The following is a 22,522-nucleotide window of genomic DNA, read 5'->3' on the forward strand; positions in this document are numbered from 1 at the left end:
ATTAGGTATAAGCAACAATTGTTGCTAAGTGGTTTAGAATCCCTGTTTCCTGAGCTTGTGTATGTATGGTTATTGAGTTGATAAAAAAAGCAGCTCACACTTAAATTTCATTCGCCTAAATACGAATGGAAACATATTGACGTTATTAGTTAATAAAACACAAAAAAATGAAAAAAGCCTTGTTATTGGTAATTCTGCTCTTAAATTTAAGTACTGCCTTCTCCCAGGAATGGGAGACAGATTTTGAAAAGGCAAAAGAACTTGCCACTGAAGAAAATATACCAATTGTGTTGGTGTTCCAGGGTTCAGACTGGTGTGCTCCCTGCATCAAATTAGATCGGGAAATATGGAGTACAGAAGTCTTTAAAGATTATGCGCTAGATAATTACATCATGCTGCAGGCAGATTTTCCTCGAAAAAAGAAAAATGCTTTATCAGAAACTCAAAGTAAAGCCAATGCGAAATTAGCAGAAACCTACAACAGGAATGGCATATTTCCGTTTGTGGTTGTCCTCGATTCAGAGGGGAAAGTACTTGGGAAAACCGGCTATAAAAAATCAACTCCCGAAAATTATATTAAGGAGCTAAATGCATTAATAGAATAATTTGAAAGGTCTCATCACCACCTTACTTATACTGTTTTCAGTGACAGTTATGGCACAACAGCCATATAAGCGAACGCTTAAATTAATGGGCAGTCGTTTTGATATTACAGTGGTAGCAAATGATTCTACTTCTGCAAATAAACATATAGATACTGCGGTAGCTGAAATATCAAGAATAGAAAAACTCATTTCTTCCTGGGATGCCAATTCACAAACTTCTGAGATCAATAGAAATTCGGGAGTGAACCCCGTAAAAGTAGACGCTGAATTATTCGAATTGATTGAGCGCTCTATTAAGCTCTCCCAATTAACCGATGGTGCTTTTGATATTACTTATGCCTCAATGGATAAAATTTGGAAATTTGATGGCAGCATGACCCTAATGCCTTCAGAAAAGGAAATAAAGGCATCTGTAGCAAAAGTCGGTTTCCGGAACATCGTTCTGGATCGAGAAAACAAAACTGTATTTCTAAAACTCGAAGGAATGAAAATCGGTTTTGGAGCAATAGGAAAAGGCTATGCAGCCGATAAAGCAAAAGCACTGCTTATTTCTAAAGGAATGCCAGCCGGAATTATAAATGCTTCCGGTGATATGAATACCTGGGGGAAACAACCCAACGGGAAAGAATGGAAGGTTGCCATTACCAACCCTATGGACAAAAACAAGGTGTTTGCTCTGTTACCTGTTACTAATGGAGCAGTAGTAACTTCAGGCGATTACGAGAAATATGTCAATTTACAGGGGAAAAGATATACACATATTATTGACCCCCGAACAGGCTACCCGGCAAGCGGAATTATTAGTGTAACCGTCTTCGCGCCAAAGGCAGAGCTTGCAGATGCTCTTGCGACCTCTGTTTTTGTTATGGGGAAGGAAGCCGGATTAGATCGCATCAATCAATTACCCGGAATTGAGTGTATTATAATAGATGATAGAGGGAATATCACTAAGTCAAAGAATATTGAAATTGATAAACTATGATGAAAAAGTTTATAACTGCTGTCTTGATAACTACTTTTTTTAGTAGTTGTGCGGTGGTAAAGGAATATGAAAAAGTAAACATAAATGATCCGGATATGGCACTTTCAGAAAAGAAAATAGATCGCAACCTCACTACCGCACATTCCTATCGGGAGGCGGCCGTAGGTGCAAATGGAGGGAAAACCGGAGGCGGCTGTGGCTGTAATTAAGATGACAACTATTTTGAAAAATATCCTGTTTTTTATAGGGGTGTTCGCTTTTGCGAATGCCTACTCTCAAACAACTCCAGACTCCACTAAGGTTTACAAAAAACGTGTGCTTGAAACTACCGAAGTAGATTTTCTAACCAGCTATTATACCCAGGATGGTGACAACGCTGCTGTTAGTGGGGGTGTTGGCACAGAAGAGTTAACAGATGTTACCGGAGCTTTTGTGGTTTCCATTCCTTTAAATGATGATGATGTGTTGACCATTGATGCCGGAGTTTCTGCATATACCTCTGCTTCCTCAAGTAACATAGATCCTTTTGATGATGGCCCGGCAGATCCTTTTCAGGCATCCTCTGGAGCCTCAAGCGGAGACCTTTGGGCAAACATGACAGGAAGTTACAGTCATAGCTCAGATGATAGAAACGATATCTGGTCTGCAAAACTATCGGTATCTTCGGAATACGATTATTTTTCTATTGGAGTTGGTGGTAGTTATACTAAACTTTTTAATGAAAAGAACACTGAGTTTAGTATAAATGGAAACGTCTATTTAGACACCTGGAATACTATCTATCCAATGGAATTGAGACCTTTTGGAGAAGGCGGGGATGGGCTTAACAATCGATTGTTTGCACAAAACACTATCACAGGGAATACTAACTATAATCCCTTATTTATTGAATTTGATGAGGAGGGACGTAATTCGTATTCGTTGGGCCTGGGATTCTCACAAATACTCCATAAAAACCTTCAGGGCTCATTGGCGATAGATTTTGTGCAACAAGAAGGATTGTTATCTACTCCTTTTCAAAGAGTATATTTTGCGGATGTAGCAGATTCATTTATTGATAATTTTCAACTTGCCGATGCCGTTGAACGCTTACCTGATTCAAGGTTTAAAATAGCGGTAGGCGGTCGTTTAAATTGGTATCTCAATGAATTTTTCACGATGAGAACTTTTTATCGTTATTACTCTGATGATTGGGGGATTACTTCCCATACAGCCAGTGTTGAAGTTCCTGTAAAGATCACAGATAAGTTTACCTTGTATCCCTCATACAGATTTTATAACCAAACAGCGGCAGACTACTTTAGACCTTATGAAAGCGTCCTGTCTACAGATGAATATTACACTTCTGATTATGACCTTTCGGAATACTCTGCAAATCAATTTGGATTTGGAGCTTCCTACACCGATATTTTCACCAAAACACACATCTGGAAATTTGGTCTAAAAAGTGTAGATCTGAAGTTCTATAAATATGATAGAGACACTACTTTTAGTTCTAAAATTATTACAGCCGGCTTTAAATTTCTGATGGACTAACGAAAAATATGTTTGTGGCGGGATAAGCTGCTCTCTCAAAATCAATTTAAAAGCACTGGGCAAAGTCTTTAGACTTCCAAATCAGTTTGTGGTTTCTTACACCAAAAAATCACCTTATAATTAACAGCATCAGACATTATCTGTCTTCCTAATCGTGTAAAACAAAAATAGGCAATCTGTTGGGGGCCGTTAAATAGAATCCATGCTTAGAATGCATGAGGTGACTGCAAATTTGAATATTCTTCGCCAGGAGGCTGATTACATCAAATTCCTTCTGAACTTCCATCCAAATGCTCTTGTCGTAACTTTCCACGTCATTTAACTTAAAAAAGTCTATCTGCATCTGGTCAAGACTTTCAAAAGCAGAAGTGCTTAAGGATCTCTGATCAGGAGCGATCCTATTTCCTAATTCCCAAACACTAAGTTGAGTATTATTCAAATATTTACTCTCTTTTAAAAACTGTAGGTTTTTACTATGCAGGGAAACTGAAGTATCTATCGGCATTAGAATTCTTTGGATCTCCCTGAATTGAACATCCTCGGGTACGGCTAAAATATTACACTTAATTTTGGATATAATCTCAAAGGTGTGATCACCAAGAATCGTAGCATGTCGCATATCTTTTCCCACCGCACCCATAACCAGAAGATCGATTTTATTTTTAACCAAAAAGTCCCGGGTCGTATTTACCAAATTATCTTCTGAATAATGACCGTTTACGCAGTGTGGTCTGTCAAGCGAACGCTCTCTCAGCTTATCGACTCGTTCCTGTAGTCTTGCCTTTGTTGCTGTTCTCTTCCTTTCCTTTTCCTCTTCAGATGCATCCGGGTCTGGTACGTAGATGTTTAATAAGATAAAAGAAACCTTTTCTTCCCTAAGTAGGTCCATAGCATAATGAGTAGCATTAATCGCAACCTCCGAAAAGTCTGAAAGTAATAAAACGTTCATTTTATTTGTTTAAAAGCACAAACTTAACATAATCGTTGTCAAATTAATATGATTATGATCAGGTCGGTTTTTCTGAAAGAAAAAATTATCCGGCTGCGAAAAATTTTGAGACTTTGAGTTTATCAGAGTTGTTTTTTCGAGGAGATCATTGAAGTTCCCATACTTCCATTTCAAAATTGTATGAGAAAATTCTACCTGCCAGGGATTAATGCCAGACTTAGCCATATCACGCCCAGAACCAGCCTGCTTAATACAGCTTTTGGTTTAGCAACCTTAGATTTCAACAGATATACTGAATACGATCAACCCGTTTGGGATGATCGTTTTAAGCTAAAGATCCGGTTTATTTTATCAAATGACATTTTGTCTCTAAATATTATAAAGCTTACTTTTACACCGGTAGGAAAAATAAGCAATTCTTCTCCTTCCTAAAGACAACTCCGCCATAAAACCTGATGCAGGTTTATGCCGTACCAGCAGTATTATTTTTTATGCTGAATTATATTTTCAACGGTTTCTATTCAGGATGTTTAAACTGATTTTACCTGAAAAAATATGGTTATTACAAATTAAAATTTTTTGTGATTCAGATTAAATCTAACCCGTTTCAAACACTATAATGGGTCTTAAATGAGGAAGAAATTTCACTCGTATGGATAAAGAAATAAAAGAGAGAAAAGTTCTGAAATATAATGATTACGATCAGTGTAACCCAAAATAATTATCAATCGGCTGCCGATAAACAAATCTTATATGTAGCTTGTGCCCAGGCCTCGCCTGAACTTATTTATTATAAAGAAGCTTCAGAATTTCTAAAAACTAATCTCTGATTATTTCAACATAAAATTCCGAAGAAAAACTGATTAGCTCCAAAAAAAACCACCACAAACTTTCAGAAAAAGCACATACAATTATGAGTCATGTATTAAAAGGAGAGAAAGATTTTCAATCCAGCCACTCTGTTGAAAACAAGGCCCTGAGAATAAATCTAAATAAAAATATCTACGGCACATTTGCCGAAATAGGGGCGGGCCAGGAAACGGTGCGTAATTTTTTTAGAGCAGGAGGGGCCTCCGGGACCATAGCCAAAACCATTAGCGCTTACGATAAGGATTTTAGTGACGCCATTTATGGACGAGAACCTCAGGGCCGCTACGTTACCGAGGCCAGACTAAAAGATATGCTCAATTTTGAAACCCGGCTTATTGAAGAGCTAATTTCAAAAGAAAAACATCCAAATAAGATTTTCTTTAGCTATGCCAATACGGTTGCTACCATAGATTTCGCCAAGAAATATAAAGGCCACGGTTGGGTGGGAATTAAATTTCAAACCGAACCGGGAGGAGCCTATAATCAAATTATTATTCACATTCAGTTTCAGGAAAACAATGCCATACAACAGCAAAACACTCTAGGATTAATGGGGGTAAACCTTATTTATGGGGCCTTTTATTATCACGATAATCCAAAGAAACTTTTAAAGAGTCTCTACGATCATATCGATGTGGATAAGGTTGAGATTGATGCCATTAACTTTCACGGGCCTGCTTTTAGCGCTGTAGATAACCGTTTACTGAGCCTGGAATTACTTCGGAAAGGGATCACCGAAGCGGTAATGTTTAATGCCGATGCCAATAATGTACTACCCGCCACCGTGCTTTATAAAAAGAATATACTAACCTTAAGAGGAAGTTTCAGGCCGGTGACCAAGGTTAATATGAACATGTATGAAGAGTCTTTAAAGTTGTTTTTAAAGGAAAGGAAAGTTGACCCGGAAAATACCACGGTGATCTTCGAAATGACTTTAAACAACCTTAAGGCCGAAGGCGATATCGATGAGAAAGACTTTCTGGACCGGGCGCGCTTACTTTGTGCTATGGGGCATACGGTGATGATCTCTAATTTTCAGGAGTATTATAAAGTGGTGGAATATTTCTCCCAACACACCAAAGCACAAATGGGCCTCGCAATGGGGGTGAATACGCTCACCGATATTTTTGAGGCCAAATATTACACACATCTTAGCGGTGGCATTCTGGAAGCCTTCGGAAAACTGTTCTTTAAGAATTTGAAGATCTACTTATATCCTTTAAAAGAGGGGGATATAATTCTGAATTCTGATAATCTCAAGGTGGAAAAAGGGATGAAAGAATTATACAAGTTCTTTAAAGACAACGGTAGAGTAGTCGATATCGAAAACTACCAACCTGAAATCCTTGATATTTTCTCAAGAGAAGTACATAAAATGATCAGGGAAGGGGAAGAAGGTTGGGAAAAGTCCTTACCTGAACAAACTTCCAAAATGATCCTGGAGGAGAAATTGTTTCAAACTTCGTAATCCTGATTACCAAGACTTATGAAAACAGAAAAGCCAGAAGAAGAACTGATGCGATAAAGAAAATATAAACCCAGTAAGTTTGGATGCCTGATTTTGAAGATTTCATAAATCACTGTTTTATAAATGGACTTAAATTTAGAGAAAGTTAATTAATTCCAAAATCCTATGTAAGTCTTTGTTTCTTATTGCCGAAATTCTCTTTTAGGCAGTCCGGTCCGGGAATTATTGAAAAGTATGGTGGAAACTGAGGGATGTTAACCCCTTTAAATGCTGGGAAGGAAACCTCTTTCATATTTTAAAAATATCTGATAAAATTAAAGCAAGTTTCGGACTACCTCAAAAAAAATCACCCCCGGAGCTGTATCCGGGTGAAAATCAAGTGCGTGTCTCACCGGTAACCGACCGGGTTTAAATTTGAATGCTGCTTATCGCACATTCAGAAAAACGGTCACAAAGATGATCACAAAAACTACAATACCTATGGCGGTAAGTTCCTTGTAATGTCTTTTGATCCAGTTAAGGGGTGTAAAGTTCTGATCCATATCTTCTGTTTTTACAGTAGATCGGTTCAAGGAATTTGGGTAGAGTATAAATTAATGAAATTTAACATCTAAAAAACTGGGGGAAAACCCTCGGTTTTGAAAAATCCTTCCCAGCTTTCCTAAAGTTACATCTCCAGCCATTGCCTTAAAGCGGCAACTATTTTACTGCTTATTATTTTAGCCTTTTCTATTGCCTTGATGTTTATAATGAGCTGCCGGTTAAAACTTTTGCTGTTCATACTTTCATATATAGCGATTGCCCTGGATAGTTTCTCCTTCTTAAAAGGTTTTAGCAAATAATCAATGCTGTTTGTCTAAAAGGTTCCAAGCTCTCTTCAGTAACAAAAAGTAAAAAATAAATAGCTTTTTTATGGAATTTATGGTTTTTGAATATTAAAGGTTCATCCATCTGAAACCAGTTTCAGGTAATTTCAAGAAATTCCTTTCTATTTCATCGCCCTCATATCCCATTTCACCCAGCTATTTTCCTACTTCAGCAGAATCTACTTCTCAAACGCCCTGTTTCCCTTCATCTTTGAGGTATCAAACGAGTTTTAATGCTTTAAAGATCAAAGTGATGAAGTTGTATCGAAATTTATTTTTTAGTTTATGTTTATTAGTTAGTCAATTTGTGTTAGCACAGGAGGGGATTTCCGGCAGGCTCGAAGACCAGAAGGAAGAAACTGTACCTTTTGCAACGGTCTCTGTAATTAAACTGCCGGATTCCACCCTGGTAACCGGAACTACCTCTGATATTGAGGGTAATTTTATTTTAAAACCTTCAGAAAAAGGAGAATATGTATTGAAATTTTCAGCCATTGGTTATGCCGATAATTTTTCTGATGAGCTCAAAGTGTCAGGTCCCAATTTCAATTACGATCTGGGGGTTATCCTGCTTTCTGAAGAAACCACTATGCTCGATGAGGTGATGCTGAAAAGCTGGAAACCCAGAATGAAAGTGGAAAACGGGAATGTGACCATGGAAGTGGAAGGAACTACGCTTGCCGCCGGGAATAACGCTTACGAAATGCTGGTAAGAGCGCCGGGAGTCTCGGCCGATCAGAACGGGGATTTTCAGCTAAACGGAAGAAGCGGAGTGTCAGTAATGCTGGATGGACGACTTACCTATCTAAGCCAGGAAGACCTGAAAAACCTGTTGGAATCCATGCCCGCAGAAAACATTAAAAGCATCGAAGTGATGAATAACCCGCCCTCAAAATACGACGCAGAGGGCAGCGCGGGAATGCTCAACATCAATCTAAAAAAGAACGGCTTGTCCGGCTTTAACGGGAGTATTTACGCCGGTTATACCAAAGGAGAGCCAAATCTTTTTAACAGTGGTGCTAATCTTAGTTTCAACAAAGGAAAATGGTCCAGTTTCATCAATCTGGACGTTTCAGAGCAGGGGTTGGTTCGCGATGCCGAAATGGAGCGTATCTATCCCGAAGGAGGTGCTATCGCCAGGACCAGGCAGCAGGGCCGTCAGGAATATATAAAATTGGTGCCTTCTCTGATGGCGGGAACCGATGTGGAATTAAACGAAACTCATAGCCTGGGTGCGATGGCGCAGTTTAGCTATACTCAAAAAGATGATGAATGGATTACCGACTCTGAGTTGTTTGATGCCGGAACTAATAAATTGGCCGATATCGCTTCAGAAAACTATAAAACTGAAGATGTCTATAACGGTAGGATCAATTTTCACTACAAAATCAACCTGGATAGCCTGGGAACCAATATTTCTACCGATCTGGATTATGCTTTTTTGAAAAAGGATATCTATTCAGAGTTCTATAATGACTATTCTTTTCCTGATGCCGATTCTAAAAATGAGATCCTTTTTAACGATTCTTTTTCTAATTACGATATATATGCCGGGAAGATAGACTTTAATATGCCGTTTCGCAATGGAGGAAATTTTGATGCCGGAATTAAGGCAAGTAAGGTAATCTCGAAATCAAACCTGGATTTTTATCTGGATGAGGATGGCGAAAGGGTTTTTCAATCTCAGAATAGCGATAGTTTCAACTATGAGGAAGAGATCTACGCGGCCTATGCCAGTTACTCTAAAAAAATTAACGATACCTGGAGCCTGAATGCCGGACTAAGATTGGAGCAGACCAACGGACTGGGGATTTCAGCTTCTATGGAGGAGGAAAATAAAAGTGATTATTTTGAACTTTTTCCTAACCTGCAACTAAACCAGCGGGTAAGTGACAATTATAAACTTACTTATTCCTATAACCGAAGGATCAAACGCCCGGCCTACGACAGGTTGAATCCTTTTATGTTTTTTGTAGATCCTTATAATATCGTGGTAGGAAACCCTGATTTGAGGCCGCAGTTTGCTAACTCATTTAGTATTAACCAGAATTTCTTCGGAAAATATAATCTGAACCTGCAGTATGAAAGCATAGACGATTATAACACCGAAATCTTTTATCTGGACCAGGAAACAGGCATCACCCGGATTACCGGAGGGAATATCGATAATTACACTTCTTATATGGCCAGCCTCCTGGCGCCGGTAGAAATAGCTTCCTTCTGGAATACTAATAACACTATGGTCTTGAACTATCAGGATAATAATACCAGAATTGATGGGATTAATGTGGTGAATGAATCTCTGTTCTACCTGTTGCAATCCAACCATCAAATCAATCTTCCTGCTGATTTTAAACTCGAATTGAATGCCACCCTTCAGGGGCCAACCACAGTAGGGATCTATTTTATAGAAGCTCAGCAATGGTTAGACGGGGGGATTAAACGAAGCTTTATGGATGATAAGCTGGACGTAAGCCTGAGATTTACCGATATCTTCCGAAGCCAGGATCTTCAGATCACTTCTGAAATTGGGCAAAGCCAATTCAATATAGATCAGTATTTTAATCAACAGGCAGTAAGTTTAAACCTGCGCTATAACTTCAGCAAAGGTAACAGCAAAAAGAAAACCCACTCTACAGATGCTCTGGAAGAAATGGGTAGGGCAGGGGCTAATTAAGCCTTTCTTCCTGATACAACTATCATCCCGATCCCGGGTGTTTGATCCCGGGGTCTTTTTGTAACAAGACGTTTTTTCGAAGGTCTTTAAAATGGAGGTTTAAAAATTGGCGGGGGTTATCGTCCCGTATAAAATCACTCAAAGAATGTTTTATCATCATCCAAGGTTAATTCTTCTAAAAAATAAACTTAAAACTACTGTTTTTGTTTTGTTTATACTTTTTGCGGCGTGTAAGACTCCTGAAAAAAGAAGTGATCTCATAGCCCTTTCTAATTTTAAAATCCTGAATTTGGCGGATGAAACAGTACTCAGAAATGAGGTGGTACTGCTAAAGGAAGATTCAATTTTTGAAATTCTTTCAGAGGAAGAATTCAAGAAAAATTATATCCTTCCCGATTCAGCCATTGTTAACGGAAAAGGGAAATACCTCATGCCGTCTTTAGTGGAAATGCATGCCCATTTTCAGCCCAGGAACCCACATCATAAAAGATATTTACAACAATATTTAAGTTACGGAATTACGCAAATTCGGGTAATGGCAGGTAATGAAGACTTGCTCTCTTGGAAAGATAGTATTGCACAAAACCTAATTATGGGACCCGATTTGAAAGTGGCAGGGCCTTTAATTGATGGCGAAAAACCACTATGGGGCAAATTTCATGATGGTCCAGTGATTACTAATACAGGCCATGCAGATAGTCTCATTTCTGAAATAAAAGCAAAAGGCTATGACCTGGTAAAACTTTACGAAAGACTTCCAGCAAAGGTATATTTTGAATTTATTGAGGCCGCCAAAAAGCAGGAGATGCGGGTGGCAGCACATATTCCATTCGAAGTTTTGACCAGCGCTAAAACTGAAGAGGTATTTAATACTAATTCCCCTTCTTTTGAACATTTTAAAAATTTCGGGCCTTTGGTTACCAAAAATGAGGTTGAAAAAATAGCTCAACCAGAAGATCATATTTATTATGGCTACCGGTTGGCGGAAGATCCCGACCTACAGAAAATTTATGAGGTAGTTAAGGAAATTAAACAAAATCAGGTCTGGACCAGTCCTACTGCAGTTTTGTGGAAAAACAGCAGCGATAGCGCAAGGATCGCGGCCATAATGAAAACTGAGGCTTATAAAGGTCTTGATGAAGGAATGAAAAATTGGTGGAGATCAACTATTGAGAATCAGAGCAGAAATATGGTGCTGAACCGCCTTAACGAACTTTTTTTAAAGGAGATGGCTCGCCAGGAAGTAAAATTATTGGTAGGAACCGATTTTCCTAACCCTTTTTTAATTCCCGGCTATGCTGTGCACCAGGAAATACATAATCTTGTGGATATGGGATTTAGCAATTTAGAAGCGCTGCGGGCGGCAACTATTTATCCGGCGCAGTATTGGGAAGAGAAAGATCCCGCACCTTATTTCACACAAGGAAGATTAGCCAATTTTCTTATTCTGAATAAAAATCCATTAGAACACATTGAAAATACCTTTAGCATTCATCGAGTGGTGAAAAAAGGTGAATTTTTTTCACCAAAAACCCTGCGGGAATAAATTTATCATATCAATCAAAGGAAGCAAAAAGAAAACCCGTTCTACAGATGTTCTGGAAGAAATGGACAGGGCGGGGGTTAAATAAGCCTTTCTTCCTGATACAATTATCATCCAGAATCTTCATATGAAAGCACGAGTACTTTTAGTTTTTGGCTAATCCCCTGCAAATTTTTCAGGAAATATTTTATCTTCAAAAGAAAAAATGGAAAAGAAAGTCCTGGAATTTGCCCGGAAAGCCCACGGGACTCAGCAGCGAAAATATTCCGAAGAAGCTTATATAGAACATCCCATCCGTGTGGCGGGACTGGTAAAAAGCGTCACCCACACTTCTGAGATGATCTGCGCGGCCTACCTGCATGATGTGGTGGAAGATACTCCGGTCTCCCTGCAGGATATTGAGAGGAAGTTCGGGCGAAAGACTGCTAGTCTGGTGGAGGAGCTAACCGATGAATACGAAAAGAAGAATCACCCTCATCTCAACCGTCGCCAACGCAAGCAGAAAGAGGTAGAGCGACAAGCCGGGATGAGCCCGGAGGCCAAGACTATCAAACTTGCAGATGTGATAGACAACACCCGCGATATCCTTAAAAACGACCCCGGCTTTGCCCGAAAATATATTCCGGAGATGGAAGCCCTCACCGAAGCTTTACAGGGTGGGGATTTTAAGTTGCTTATGAGAGCCTGCTTTGAAGTGCAACGCGGGATCATTCAATTGAGAAAGCCCTGAGAATACCATCTCCCCAAAGATCTTTTTCTTGCGCCATAATTTGTCGGTATTAAGCCTTAAATTTAAGGGTGATTGAAAAAGCAATTCTTTAAATATATAAAACCTGAATTATGAATATTCTATACCTGCACGGACTCGGGAGTAAGCTCAATGAAGCAAAACGGGTGCGGCTTCAGAAATACGGAAAGGTCTTCGCACCTAATATTGATTACCACAACATCCCCAATGCCATTGAATGGGTGCTGGGAAAATATGCCGATACGAAATTCGGGGCGGTGATAGGCAGTAGTATGGGAGGTTTCGCGGGCTATTATATCTCCAATAGCCTGAATGTGCCAGCACTCTTGTTCAATCCGGCTTTAAAGACCCGTTCCACTTTTCAGCAAATTCCCGAAAATACTGGGGATTCTTCAAGTTTAAAACAATTGGTGATAGGGCAGCGGGACCCCGCGGTTAATCCCGCCGAAACTCTAGATTTTCTGGGAGAACATTTAAACCGGGGGACAGATCTGTACCTGCACCTGCGTCCTGAAATGGAACACCAGGTGCCCCTGGATTGCTTTGAGCAGGAGCTGAAGACTTTTTTTAAGAGGCTTTGAAATTTTAATGCTTGATCTTCATACCATCAATCCGGATAGGCTTCTCCTTCTCCTCCCTGGTAAGTCTTTCCATATCCCTTTGCATCTGCTCACCGGGTTCCAGACCGGGCATTTCCAAAGTGTGGATTTCCCCAGGACGTAATATTTCTTCCTTCTCCTCTTCTGAATTTTATTTAATGTGCTTTTAATACTGTTTAGGATTTTATAAAGGCTGAAACTTAATCTAATTCAATGCTCCAGATTCCCCGCACTTCATTCTCTGAATAACCCAAGGCCTTATCTTCCGGATAGAGTTCTTTGATCTTCTGCAGCACCTCGGGTCTCATCTCTTCGGGTTTTCCATGGCATTGCAAACACATCTTGTTGGTGACTATGGGATAGTAGAACTTATTCTTTCCGTTTTTGGGAATCACGACCGGCACAGGTTCTCTGCCATTCTGAACACTTTGTTTAAAATGTGTTATATAATATTTCTCTTCCTTGTTGGCGGCGTTGTCAGGATTTCGGTTCTTGTCTGAAACTCTTTTTATCACCGCATTGTGTTCTTTTTCCATTTGGGAGGTAAGGGGGATGGCTTGAACATTACAGAAATCCAATGCGTGAATGGGGCCACCCTCCTCTAATGCCTTCATTAAGTTCTTTCCCAGTTGTTGCTGGGTGGCCTGGGCGATTTCCATGCCTGTTTTGGCTACGGTGTTTTCCTGGTCGTTCTGGCCCATGCCCATTCCCCGGCCCTGCATTCCGCCACCATGACCCCGCATCTGAGGTAGTTCCGTTTCATAGAGGTAATCTGCTACCTGCCTTATCACAGAATCAGGAAAATCCTGGTAGGGCATAAGTCCGAAATTTCTAATAGCTCCATACATTATGGCCTTTTCCTCTGTGGGCTCCTTTACAAAATTTACAATATCGGCAACGAAATCCTCTTTTGTGATATCTCCCTGCAGATAATGCATCTGTACCATACTCATAGGCGGCGCCAATCTTGTCCCGCTCTCTGGAGAATGACAGGCATAACAGTGTTTCTCCATCAGGGCTTTTCCGGGATGTTCCTGTAATCTGGCCTCGGCAACAAGTTCAGGGTCTTCGTAGGTGTCTTTTTTGTCCTTGCAGGAAGAAACAAAGATCATCAAACTGATTAATAATATAATTCTTTTCATCTTGTGAGTAATTGTTTACCTAAAGATACTAAAGAATTGTTTTGGAAAGGTTCTGAATTATGCTGGTACTAAAAAAAGGTGGCCGAAATCCCGACCACCTTTTTTCAAATCTAAAACTTTATTTCCTGAAATTATTTCAGATCATACCTGTCCAGGTTCATTACTTTGTTCCAGGCTTTTACGAAGTCTTTGAGGAATTTCTCCTGCGAGTCTCCGCAGCCGTAAACTTCTGCAAGGGCTCTTAGCTCTGAGTTGGATCCGAAGATGAGGTCTACCCTTGTCCCGGTCCACTTTTTCTCTCCGCTAGCCCTGTCGGTGCCTTCAAAGACATTTTGGGAATCTGAAGTCGCTTTCCAGGTGGTACGCATATCCAGCAGATTCACGAAATAATCGTTGGTGAGCTGGCCGGGGCGTTTGGTAAATACTCCGTGCTTAGATCCGTCGAAGTTGGTATCCAATACCCGCATTCCGCCTAATAAAACAGTCATTTCCGGCGGCGTGAGCGTGAGCAGCTGGGCTTTGTCCACCAACATCTCTTCCGCTGAAGTGGAGATATTTTCGCTTTGTTTTGTATAATTTCTGAAACCATCTGCTCTGGGCTCTAGTGGTTCAAAAGCCTCCGCATCGGTTTGTTCTTCTGAAGCATCTCCACGGCCCGAACTAAAGGGAACATTTATTTGGTGTCCCGAATCACTGGCTGCTTCTTCTATGGCAGCGCATCCGCCGAGTACAATAAGATCGGCCAGGGATACTTTTTTATTGCCGGACTGGGCATTATTGAAGTCCTTCTGAATTTCTTCAAGTTTCATAATGACCTTCTGTAGCTGCGGCGGATTGTTCACTTCCCAGTGTCTTTGTGGCTTCAGGCGAAGTCTGGCTCCATTAGCGCCCCCGCGCTTATCCGATCCGCGGAAGGTAGAAGCCGAGGCCCAGGCGGTAGAAACCAGTTCAGAGACCGATAGTCCGGAATTCAGGATCTTTTTCTTTAGCCCTGAAATGTCATTATCATTCACCAGCTCATGATTTGGTTTTGGAATAGGATCCTGCCAGATAAGTTCTTCTGAAGGTACTTCAGGCCCCAGGTAACGGGAAATTGGCCCCATATCCCTGTGGGTTAATTTATACCAGGCCTTAGAAAATGCCTCTGCAAACTCATCAGGATTCTCGTGAAAATGTTTGGAGATCTTTCTGTACTCTGGATCTTCCTTTAAAGAAAGGTCGGTGGTAAGCATAAATGGCGCATGTTTAACTGAAGGATCGTGGGCATCCGGAACAGTGCCTGCTCCGGCATTGTCTTTTGGTTTCCACTGGTAGGCTCCGCCCGGACCTTTGTGACATTCCCATTCAAAACCGAACAGGTTATCAAGGAAAAGGTTGGTCCACTGAGTAGGTTTTTGAGTCCAGGCTCCTTCAAGGCCACTGGTGATCGTGTATTGGGCGTTTCCTGTTCCGTAGCTGTTTTTCCAGCCAAGGCCCATTTCTTCAATTCCGGCCCCGGCAGGTTCTGCTCCAACATATTTCTCGGCATCTCCCGATCCGTGGGTCTTTCCGAAGGTATGTCCTCCGGCGATCAAGGCTACGGTCTCATAATCGTTCATCGCCATTCTTCCGAAGGTCTCCCTGATATCCTTTGCCGCGGCTACAGGATCGGGATCTCCGTTAGGGCCTTCCGGATTAACATAGATTAGCCCCATGTGGGAAGCCCCCAGGGGATCTTCCAGGTTTTCTTTTTGATAGCGTTCTTTGTTGCCGAGCCATTCTCCTTCCGAGCCCCAGTAGATGTCTTCTTCCGGTTCCCAGATGTCTTCGCGACCCCCGGCAAAACCAAAGGTTTCCAACCCCATAGATTCCAAGGCTACGTTACCTGCAAGGATCATCAGGTCAGCCCAGGAAATTTTCTTTCCGTATTTCTGTTTAATTGGCCATAGTAGTAGACGCGCTTTATCCAGGTTGGCATTATCGGGCCAGGAGTTTAAGGGAGCGAAGCGCTGGGAGCCGGAACTCGCACCTCCACGCCCGTCACCTATCCGGTAGGTTCCCGCACTGTGCCAGGCCATTCTGATAAAAAACGGACCGTAATGCCCGTAATCGGCGGGCCACCAGTCCTGGCTATCGGTCATAAGCTTAAGCAGGTCTTGCTTTACGGCGGCAAGGTCGAGGCTTTTAAATTCTTCGCCATAATTGAAATCTTCCCCCATAGGGTTAGATAAACTGGAGTGTTGTCTCAGGATGTGCAGGTTCAACATGTCTGGCCACCAGTCACGGTTGTTGCTACCTGTCCCGGCAGTCTTTTCGACTGCTCCGCCCATAAATGGGCATCGGCTGGATTCATTTACTTCCCATACTTTGTGGTTATCCGGGTTGTTGGAATGATCGTTTCTATCCATAGTTTGAAATTTTAGTGGTTTATAATCTAAAAATACTATAATTTTTTCTTATTGCTTTTATGTTTTAATATTTAATAACTATGGTGTTTAGATAAAAACTATGGCGATCCTAAGTATTGAATAGGGAGATATACGATTTCTACCTTATCATTTTCAATGCGGTGGTAAATACTGTCAATTCCAGGAATACACCTTCGATATCCTATCCGGATATGATCTACGGCCTGATTGAAGTTAACGTCATTCCGGACTTGATCCGGAATCTAATAAAGTAGCTACTTTATTAATCCAAACTTATTTATCAAAGGCTTATGGTTCTTTTGGATAATCCGATTGTTGGCCTCAGCATTAAGTACTGATGATTCCGCTTCAGAATTCCAATTATTTTTTGACAGTCTTGCCTGATTATGGCTGTAAAAATATGTAAATTGGGAGGTAGCTGCTGTCTGTTCAATTACTTCCGGAGAGAATTCGGGAAGCCAATCCACTTAAATATGAAAACATCACAAGAAAACAAAGAACATAGTACCGGAGGCGCTTTTTTGATCCATTCCGCGAAAGGGAGCAATTCCCCCGGATCCCTTTTTTCCGAAGAAGAGGAGATGGTCCTGGGCAGCGTGAAAGAGTTTATTCAGCGTGAGGTTCAACCCCTGGCTGAAGAGATGGAGCACCAGAAGGAGCACAGCCGCTCGGTTTCCCTACTGGAAAAAGCCGGAGAGCTGGGGCTTTTGGGCCTTGGTATTTCTGAAGAATACGGAGGCATGACGGTTTCTTTCACCACCAGTCTCCGGGTGACAGAGGAGGTGGGCCGGGTATCGGAATTCTCCCCCACCTTTGGGGTACAGACCAGTATAGGCATCGCGCCTATCCTTTTTTACGGTTCTGAAGTCCAGAAGCAGCGATACCTGCCAAAACTGGTGAGCGGGGAGTGGAAGAGCTGCTATTGCCTTACCGAACCCGACGCGGGATCTGATGCCAACTCCGGAAAGACCAGGGCCACACCAGTGGAAGACGGGGCCGCTTATCTGCTCAACGGACAGAAAATGTGGATCACCAATTCGGGATTTGCCAATATTTTTATTGTATTCGCCAAAGTGGAGGATGACAGAAATCTTTCTGCTTTTATTGTCGAAAAGGATTTCGGGGGCATCAGCCTTGGCGAGGAAGAGCGTAAGATGGGAATCAAGGGCTCGTCTACGCGGCAGGTGTTCTTCAATGAGGTGCGGCTGCCTGTGGAAAATATGCTGGGAAAACGGGAAGAAGGATTTAAGATCGCTCTTAATGTGCTTAATGGCGGGCGTATCAAACTAGGGGCAGGGGCTATAGGTACCTCAAAAACGGCGTTTGATCTTGCCGTGCAATATGCTATTGACAGAAAGCAGTTCGGGAGCTCCATCAGCAGTTTTGGGGCCATCCAGTATAAGCTGGCACAAATGGCGGTAAGGATCTTTGCATTGGAGGCCGCCACCTATCGCACGGGGCAATTCATAGACGAAAAGATGGCTGCCCTGGAAGCAGAGGGCTTTTCCGCAGAAAAGGCTGAAGTTGCTTCAGTATCGGCTTATGGGATCGAGTGTGCTATCCTGAAGGTATTTGGTTCAGAATGCCTGGCCCTGGTAGTAGATGAGGGGGTGCAGATCTTTGGTGGAATGGGCTTTTCGGAAGATGCGCCCATGGCCAGGCTTTACCGCAATGCCCGCATTACGCGTATCTATGAGGGGACTAACGAGATCAACCGGATGCTGATCGTCGATATGCTGCTGAAGAAAGCAATGACTGGGGAGCTGGAGCTGCTACAGGCGGCAAAGCAGCTACAAGTGGAGCTCAATTCCAATCCAACTGAAAGGAAGCTGGCAGGAGGCGGCCCGAAGGCAGCCTTCGCAATCCTGGAAGATCTTAAAAAAGCGGCGCTTATCATTGTAGACGCAGCGGCGAAACGACTCGGGAAAAAGCTCAAGGAAGAACAGGAGGTGCTGATGCATATTTCAGATATGATCATTCAGGTTTATGTTCTGGAAGCCGTGTTGATTAAAGCTGAAAACTTAAGAACCAATGGGGAAGAGAAGGCCCCGGAACACATAGCCGACATTAGGCGTGTCTTTTTGTATGAGTCTGCGGAAAAAATCAGGCAGGCAGGGCAGGAGGCTATCCTTAGCTTTGCGGAAGGGGAGGAGTGTTCCCTGCTAATGAAGGGGTTGAAAGGCTTCACCGAAGCCCACGCGTTCAATATCAAAGATGCCCGTAGAAGGATTGCCCGTGCCATGATAGCTGAAGGGAAGTATGTGTAAGCTTTTTATTTTTATTCCAGGTCTTACTTGACAAGCTCATTCAGGTGGGATTTCTCAATGCGTTCGAAATGATAATTATGGGGGGTTTCTGTCATTCCGAAGGAGCGAGGTAGTAGCGAGGAGGAATCTCATAATGCAGCTTTTTTAAATTTCACGGCCCTTACTGCAATTGCTTACTCATATGAGATCCTGAGTCAAGCTCAGGATGACGTTTGTTTCTAAGTTAGCGTCATTCCGGACTTGATCCGGAATCTCATAAGGAGGCTTCTATTTGGGCCCATTTAACGATCTCACTACCTTGTGAGCCGAAGGCTTCGAAATTACAAAGAACAGAGAGGCCGATGCATTTTGGAAACTCTACTGCGACTTTTCTTCCAAATAATCCGTTAGCGAACCTAGCGTGGCTGTTTTGCCGTAATCTTCCTCAGGGATATCTATTCCGAGTTTTTCATTCAGCGCCACCAGGAACTGCAGGGCGTCAAAGGAATCAATATTGAGCGCTTCCCTGATGTTCTCATCGGGTTTGAGGCTGGTGGGGTCTGTATCAGGAGCTGTCTTTTTGAGCAACTCAAAAATGGCTGATTGTATTTCTTCGCGGGTCATAATTTTTCGGGATTTTGTAGATGATTATTTAAAGCTTCCAGGAAGCGGCTCCCGGTCAGACCGTCTGTGGCCCGGTGGTCTCCGGCGAGAGTGACGTGAAGCACGGGACGTACGGCTAGCATCCCGTCATGTACCAGTGGTTCGTTAACTATACTGCCGAAGCCTACAATGGCCACCTGTGGCGGATAGATCACCCCAAAAACCTTTTCGGCCCCGTTTTCTCCAAGACTGGTGATGGTAATGGTGGAATCGCTAAGCTCTGAACTACGGAGTTTCAGGGCCCGGGCACGGGGGATCATGTCGTTAAGCGCTGTCATGATCTCATCCACATTTTTAGTATCGGCATTGCGAATAGCCGGTACAAGCAAACCTCCGGCTCGCAGAGAGATGACAAAGCCTATGTTCACTTCGTTTTTGAGTTGCAGGCCGTTATCCCATACGGCGTTGAGGGCAGGGGTACTGTCTATGGCTTTGGCTACGGCTTTGATGAATAAGACCGCGGGCAATAACCTGCCCGAGATCTCCCGTTGCCGGTTGGTATCTTTTAACCAGCTCATCGCCGCCAGCATGTCTATCTTTTTTTCCAGATAATAATGAGGGATTTCCCGGTTCGACCGACTCATGGCTGCGGCTACTGCAGCGCGGATGCTTTCCTGCTGTCCGGGCTTGCTCGAGGGGGCAGGGGGCTCCATTACTTGTTTAGAAGGAGTTTCCTGCTCCGCCTTTTTTTCCACTGTATCTTTTACGGCTGTAGTTTCCGGGCTTTGTTTAGGTGTTTCTTTTTCCCCGGCCATGGCTTGTTCCACATCAGCTTTTGTAATTGCTCCGCCTTCCCCGGTGCCGGTGAGGCTAGTGAGATCAACATTGTTCTTTTCGGCAATGCTTCGGGCGAGGGGAGAAGCTTTTATCCTGTGTTTTTCTTCGGAAGATTTTTCTTTGGAAGAAGTTTCTTCTGAAATACTATCTGAAGGAACCGGGCCTTCGCTTTCTGTGGCTTGCTCTTTTTCCTGAATGGGGTGTGTTTCCGAATCCTTTTCGGGGATCTTTCCAGGAGTACCTTCAGATTTGAGTTTTGCCATGGGGGCGCCCACGGGCACTTTATCTCCTTCTTCGATAAGATAATCTTCAAGGATTCCTGCTTCAAAGACCTCTATTTCAATAAGGCCTTTCTGGGTTTCCACCTCGGCAATGATATCTCCCGGTTTGAGTTGGTCGCCCGGTTTCTTTTTCCACTCAACTAATGTCCCTGCTTCCATATCGGCCCCAAGGCTGGGCATTAAGAACTCTGTCATGGCCTTAGTATTTTTATTACTGCATTCTCAATATCTTCCACCTGCGGAACAGAGGCATTTTCCAGGTGCAGGGGATAGGGGATAGGTACCTCGATTCCACCTAATCTTTTCACGGGAGCATCCAGCTCATAAAAAGCTTTTTCCATAATACGGGCGCTCACTTCCGAAGAAACATTGATGGTACTCCAGGCTTCCTCTACCAGTAATGCCCGGTGGGTTTTGCTAACCGACTTTATAAAGCAGTCTTCATCTAAAGGGCGCAAGACCCGCAAGTCTATAACTTCGGCATCTATACCCTGTTCTGAAAGTCGCTTTGCAGCCTCGAGAGCTTTGTATACTCCTATCCCGTAAGTGATAATAGAAATATCTTTTCCTTCCCGGCGGATCTTTGCCCGCGAAATGTCGGTAGGACCGGAATCGGCAGGTATTTCAGCTTCCATATTGAGCATAGAAGTATATTCAAAGATGATCACGGGGTCCGGACTATTCAGGGCAGTCGAGAGCATTCCTCTCGCATCTTCATGAGTGCCCACCGAAACCACGATCAGCCCGGGGATATGGGCGAATAAGGGTTCCCAGCTGTGAGAATGCTGGGCAGCCAGCTGTTTTCCTATTCCTGCACTCATCCTGATGACCACAGGCACATTGAGTTGTCCGCCCGACATATGCAGCAAAGTGGCGGCATTATTCGCGATCTGGTCCATAGGTAACATCGCAAAATTCACTGTCATCACCTCTACTATGGGTTTCAAACCTGCCAGGGAGGCGCCAATTCCCGCCCCTACAAATCCGGCTTCAGAAAGGGGGACGTCCATAATACGGTCTTCCCCAAACTCCTCCAGTAAACCTTTGCTCACCGCAAAGGCACCGCCATAGCGGCCAACATCTTCTCCCATGAGAAAAACCCGCTCATCATTGAAAAGGGCTTCTCTAATCCCAGCTTTCAGGGCTTCACGGTATGTTATTTTGATTGTTTCACTCATGATTCAGGGTTTTCAGAATAGACAAATCTTGTGAGCTCTTCTTTAGCTTCCCAGGTTCCGGCTTCGGCAAAATCTACAGCTTTCTGAATTTCGGTCTCCAGCCTTTCTTCCATTTCCTGAAGTTGTGTCTCGCTTATCAAATTCTCTTTCAGCAAGTATTTACGGAACTTTGGAATGGGATCGCGTTTCTTCCATTTTTCTACTTCAGATTTTTTCCGGTACAATTCAGCATCAAACATGGAATGTGCCCGAAAACGATAGGTGTTGCATACCAGCAAATAAGGCTCCCCCGAATTTCTAACCTGTTCCACGGCTTTATTGGCGGCAGCCATCACCTTAAGCAGATCCATTCCGTCTACGGCCTTTGATTCGATCCCGTAGGCCTGTCCCTTTTTTTCTATTTCCTGCACAGCATGAGAAAAGCGCAGGGCCGTACCCATAGCATACAGGTTGTTCTCACAGACGAAGAGTACAGGAACCTTCCAGAGGGAAGCCAGGTTAAGGGCTTCATGGAAAATCCCTTCTGCTGCCGCACCTTCCCCGAAAAAACACACGGTAATATTATCCTTTTTTAGTTTTTTGGAAGCCAGGGCCATTCCTGTGGCCAAGGGGAGATGACCCCCAACGATAGCACTTCCGCCAAAAAAGTTCTTCTCCTTATCGAAAATGTGCATGGAGCCGCCGCGACCTCTGCTGCAGCCTTCCTGTTTGCCGTACATCTCGGCCATGATGGCCCCGGCATCTACATCCCGGGCTAAAGCATGGGCGTGTTCCCGGTAGGTGCCCAGCACGTTATCTTCAGGCTTAAGGGCCTGAATGACCCCTGTGGCCACCGCTTCTTCTCCTATATAAAGATGCAGAAAACCCCGTATCTTTTCCTTGGTGTAAAGCTCGGCGCTCTTCTCCTCAAACTTCCTCATCAGGAGCAGCTGATAGAGAAGCTTTTCTGCCTTTTCGGCACTTAATTTGTCCTTTGTTTCCATG

The 22,522-nt window shown here is 43.0% G+C and carries 19 protein-coding genes; 12 read left to right on the forward strand and 7 right to left on the reverse strand.

The annotated features are described in order from the left end of the window. Positions 1-167: 167 nt before the first annotated feature. Genes BM266_RS11090 through BM266_RS11105 form a run of 4 tightly spaced genes read left to right on the forward strand, consistent with a single transcriptional unit; the run spans position 168 to position 3,123 of the window. Positions 168-605 (forward strand): thioredoxin family protein, encoded by a 438-nt coding sequence (locus BM266_RS11090; protein ID WP_093409568.1) that lies wholly within the window; start codon positions 168-170, stop codon positions 603-605. 49 nt (positions 606-654) lie between these two features. Next, a complete protein-coding gene (locus tag BM266_RS11095; protein ID WP_093409570.1) occupies positions 655-1,587 on the forward strand; it encodes an FAD:protein FMN transferase in 933 nt (310 codons plus the stop codon). Then, a complete protein-coding gene (locus BM266_RS11100) occupies positions 1,587-1,796 on the forward strand; it encodes a DUF4266 domain-containing protein (RefSeq protein ID WP_093409636.1) in 210 nt (69 codons plus the stop codon). The genes BM266_RS11095 and BM266_RS11100 overlap by 1 nt, the downstream gene beginning before the upstream one ends. A 1-nt stretch (position 1,797) precedes the next feature. Continuing rightward, positions 1,798-3,123, forward strand: coding sequence for a DUF3570 domain-containing protein (locus tag BM266_RS11105; RefSeq protein WP_245760429.1), 1,326 nt, complete (start codon positions 1,798-1,800; stop codon positions 3,121-3,123). 148 nt (positions 3,124-3,271) lie between these two features. On the opposite strand, the gene BM266_RS11110 is transcribed toward BM266_RS11105, so the two are convergent. Beyond that, positions 3,272-4,072, reverse strand: a complete 801-nt coding sequence (locus BM266_RS11110; protein WP_093409576.1) for a universal stress protein — start codon at positions 4,070-4,072, stop codon at positions 3,272-3,274. A 180-nt stretch (positions 4,073-4,252) separates the two neighbouring features. On the opposite strand from BM266_RS11110, the gene BM266_RS11115 reads away from it, so the two are divergent. From BM266_RS11115 to BM266_RS11140, 7 genes are all read left to right on the forward strand, one after another. Then, positions 4,253-4,504 carry a hypothetical protein gene (locus BM266_RS11115; RefSeq protein ID WP_093409578.1) on the forward strand — a complete coding sequence of 84 codons (252 nt, stop codon included), beginning with the start codon at positions 4,253-4,255 and terminating at the stop codon, positions 4,502-4,504. A gap of 260 nt (positions 4,505-4,764) precedes the next feature. Continuing rightward, positions 4,765-4,902 carry a hypothetical protein gene (locus BM266_RS17110; protein WP_175494797.1) on the forward strand — a complete coding sequence of 46 codons (138 nt, stop codon included), beginning with the start codon at positions 4,765-4,767 and terminating at the stop codon, positions 4,900-4,902. An 83-nt stretch (positions 4,903-4,985) separates the two neighbouring features. Further along, positions 4,986-6,410 carry a nicotinate-nucleotide adenylyltransferase gene (locus BM266_RS11120; protein ID WP_093409581.1) on the forward strand — a complete coding sequence of 475 codons (1,425 nt, stop codon included), beginning with the start codon at positions 4,986-4,988 and terminating at the stop codon, positions 6,408-6,410. A 1,173-nt stretch (positions 6,411-7,583) separates the two neighbouring features. Continuing rightward, positions 7,584-9,953 carry a TonB-dependent receptor gene (locus tag BM266_RS11125; RefSeq protein WP_175494798.1) on the forward strand — a complete coding sequence of 790 codons (2,370 nt, stop codon included), beginning with the start codon at positions 7,584-7,586 and terminating at the stop codon, positions 9,951-9,953. 289 nt (positions 9,954-10,242) lie between these two features. Then, the gene (locus tag BM266_RS11130; RefSeq protein ID WP_175494799.1) at positions 10,243-11,499 is read left to right on the forward strand and encodes an amidohydrolase family protein; all 1,257 of its coding nucleotides are present in this window, start codon (positions 10,243-10,245) and stop codon (positions 11,497-11,499) included. Between the two features lie 202 nt (positions 11,500-11,701). Continuing rightward, positions 11,702-12,226 (forward strand): HD domain-containing protein, encoded by a 525-nt coding sequence (locus BM266_RS11135; RefSeq protein WP_093409588.1) that lies wholly within the window; start codon positions 11,702-11,704, stop codon positions 12,224-12,226. Positions 12,227-12,336: 110 nt separating this feature from the next. Further along, positions 12,337-12,825, forward strand: coding sequence for a YqiA/YcfP family alpha/beta fold hydrolase (locus BM266_RS11140; protein ID WP_093409591.1), 489 nt, complete (start codon positions 12,337-12,339; stop codon positions 12,823-12,825). Positions 12,826-13,043: 218 nt separating this feature from the next. Here the strand turns inward: BM266_RS11140 and BM266_RS11145 are convergent, their stop codons facing one another. Beyond that, on the reverse strand, positions 13,044-13,985 hold the full coding sequence (locus tag BM266_RS11145; RefSeq protein WP_093409593.1) for a c-type heme family protein: 942 nt from the start codon (positions 13,983-13,985) through the stop codon (positions 13,044-13,046). A gap of 131 nt (positions 13,986-14,116) precedes the next feature. Continuing rightward, the gene (katG, locus tag BM266_RS11150) at positions 14,117-16,372 is read right to left on the reverse strand and encodes a catalase/peroxidase HPI (RefSeq protein ID WP_093409595.1); all 2,256 of its coding nucleotides are present in this window, start codon (positions 16,370-16,372) and stop codon (positions 14,117-14,119) included. 494 nt (positions 16,373-16,866) lie between these two features. On the opposite strand from katG, the gene BM266_RS11160 reads away from it, so the two are divergent. Then, positions 16,867-18,660, forward strand: a complete 1,794-nt coding sequence (locus BM266_RS11160; protein ID WP_093409599.1) for an acyl-CoA dehydrogenase family protein — start codon at positions 16,867-16,869, stop codon at positions 18,658-18,660. A gap of 357 nt (positions 18,661-19,017) precedes the next feature. On the opposite strand, the gene BM266_RS11165 is transcribed toward BM266_RS11160, so the two are convergent. The 4 genes from BM266_RS11165 to pdhA are packed head-to-tail and all read right to left on the reverse strand — an operon-like array spanning position 19,018 to position 22,521. Further along, positions 19,018-19,263: an acyl carrier protein gene (locus BM266_RS11165; protein WP_093409602.1), complete on the reverse strand. Its 246-nt coding sequence runs from the start codon at positions 19,261-19,263 to the stop codon at positions 19,018-19,020. Next, positions 19,260-20,555, reverse strand: coding sequence for a dihydrolipoamide acetyltransferase family protein (locus BM266_RS11170; RefSeq protein WP_093409604.1), 1,296 nt, complete (start codon positions 20,553-20,555; stop codon positions 19,260-19,262). Before BM266_RS11170 ends, BM266_RS11165 begins: the two co-directional genes overlap by 4 nt. Further along, positions 20,552-21,538, reverse strand: coding sequence for an alpha-ketoacid dehydrogenase subunit beta (locus BM266_RS11175; protein WP_093409608.1), 987 nt, complete (start codon positions 21,536-21,538; stop codon positions 20,552-20,554). Before BM266_RS11175 ends, BM266_RS11170 begins: the two co-directional genes overlap by 4 nt. Continuing rightward, positions 21,535-22,521: a pyruvate dehydrogenase (acetyl-transferring) E1 component subunit alpha gene (pdhA, locus tag BM266_RS11180; protein ID WP_093409611.1), complete on the reverse strand. Its 987-nt coding sequence runs from the start codon at positions 22,519-22,521 to the stop codon at positions 21,535-21,537. Before pdhA ends, BM266_RS11175 begins: the two co-directional genes overlap by 4 nt. Position 22,522: the final 1 nt, after the last annotated feature.

Origin of the sequence: Salegentibacter flavus, assembly GCF_900115145.1 — a bacterium.
Taxonomy (GTDB): Bacteria; Bacteroidota; Bacteroidia; order Flavobacteriales; family Flavobacteriaceae; genus Salegentibacter; species Salegentibacter flavus.

Excerpts from the sequence above, each read along its gene's own strand:
- BM266_RS11090 (WP_093409568.1), top strand. The coding sequence starts at position 168 with ATGAAAAAAGCCTTGTTATTGGTAATTCTGCTCTTAAATTTAAGTACT.
- BM266_RS11095 (WP_093409570.1), top strand. The coding sequence starts at position 655 with ATGGCACAACAGCCATATAAGCGAACGCTTAAATTAATGGGCAGTCGT.
- BM266_RS11100 (WP_093409636.1), top strand. The coding sequence starts at position 1,587 with ATGAAAAAGTTTATAACTGCTGTCTTGATAACTACTTTTTTTAGTAGT.
- BM266_RS11105 (WP_245760429.1), top strand. The coding sequence starts at position 1,798 with ATGACAACTATTTTGAAAAATATCCTGTTTTTTATAGGGGTGTTCGCT.
- BM266_RS11110 (WP_093409576.1), bottom strand. The coding sequence starts at position 4,072 with ATGAACGTTTTATTACTTTCAGACTTTTCGGAGGTTGCGATTAATGCT.
- BM266_RS11115 (WP_093409578.1), top strand. The coding sequence starts at position 4,253 with ATGAGAAAATTCTACCTGCCAGGGATTAATGCCAGACTTAGCCATATC.
- BM266_RS17110 (WP_175494797.1), top strand. The coding sequence starts at position 4,765 with ATGATTACGATCAGTGTAACCCAAAATAATTATCAATCGGCTGCCGAT.
- BM266_RS11120 (WP_093409581.1), top strand. The coding sequence starts at position 4,986 with ATGAGTCATGTATTAAAAGGAGAGAAAGATTTTCAATCCAGCCACTCT.
- BM266_RS11135 (WP_093409588.1), top strand. The coding sequence starts at position 11,702 with ATGGAAAAGAAAGTCCTGGAATTTGCCCGGAAAGCCCACGGGACTCAG.
- BM266_RS11140 (WP_093409591.1), top strand. The coding sequence starts at position 12,337 with ATGAATATTCTATACCTGCACGGACTCGGGAGTAAGCTCAATGAAGCA.
- BM266_RS11145 (WP_093409593.1), bottom strand. The coding sequence starts at position 13,985 with ATGAAAAGAATTATATTATTAATCAGTTTGATGATCTTTGTTTCTTCC.
- katG (WP_093409595.1), bottom strand. The coding sequence starts at position 16,372 with ATGGATAGAAACGATCATTCCAACAACCCGGATAACCACAAAGTATGG.
- BM266_RS11160 (WP_093409599.1), top strand. The coding sequence starts at position 16,867 with ATGAAAACATCACAAGAAAACAAAGAACATAGTACCGGAGGCGCTTTT.
- BM266_RS11165 (WP_093409602.1), bottom strand. The coding sequence starts at position 19,263 with ATGACCCGCGAAGAAATACAATCAGCCATTTTTGAGTTGCTCAAAAAG.
- BM266_RS11170 (WP_093409604.1), bottom strand. The coding sequence starts at position 20,555 with ATGACAGAGTTCTTAATGCCCAGCCTTGGGGCCGATATGGAAGCAGGG.
- BM266_RS11175 (WP_093409608.1), bottom strand. The coding sequence starts at position 21,538 with ATGAGTGAAACAATCAAAATAACATACCGTGAAGCCCTGAAAGCTGGG.
- pdhA (WP_093409611.1), bottom strand. The coding sequence starts at position 22,521 with ATGGAAACAAAGGACAAATTAAGTGCCGAAAAGGCAGAAAAGCTTCTC.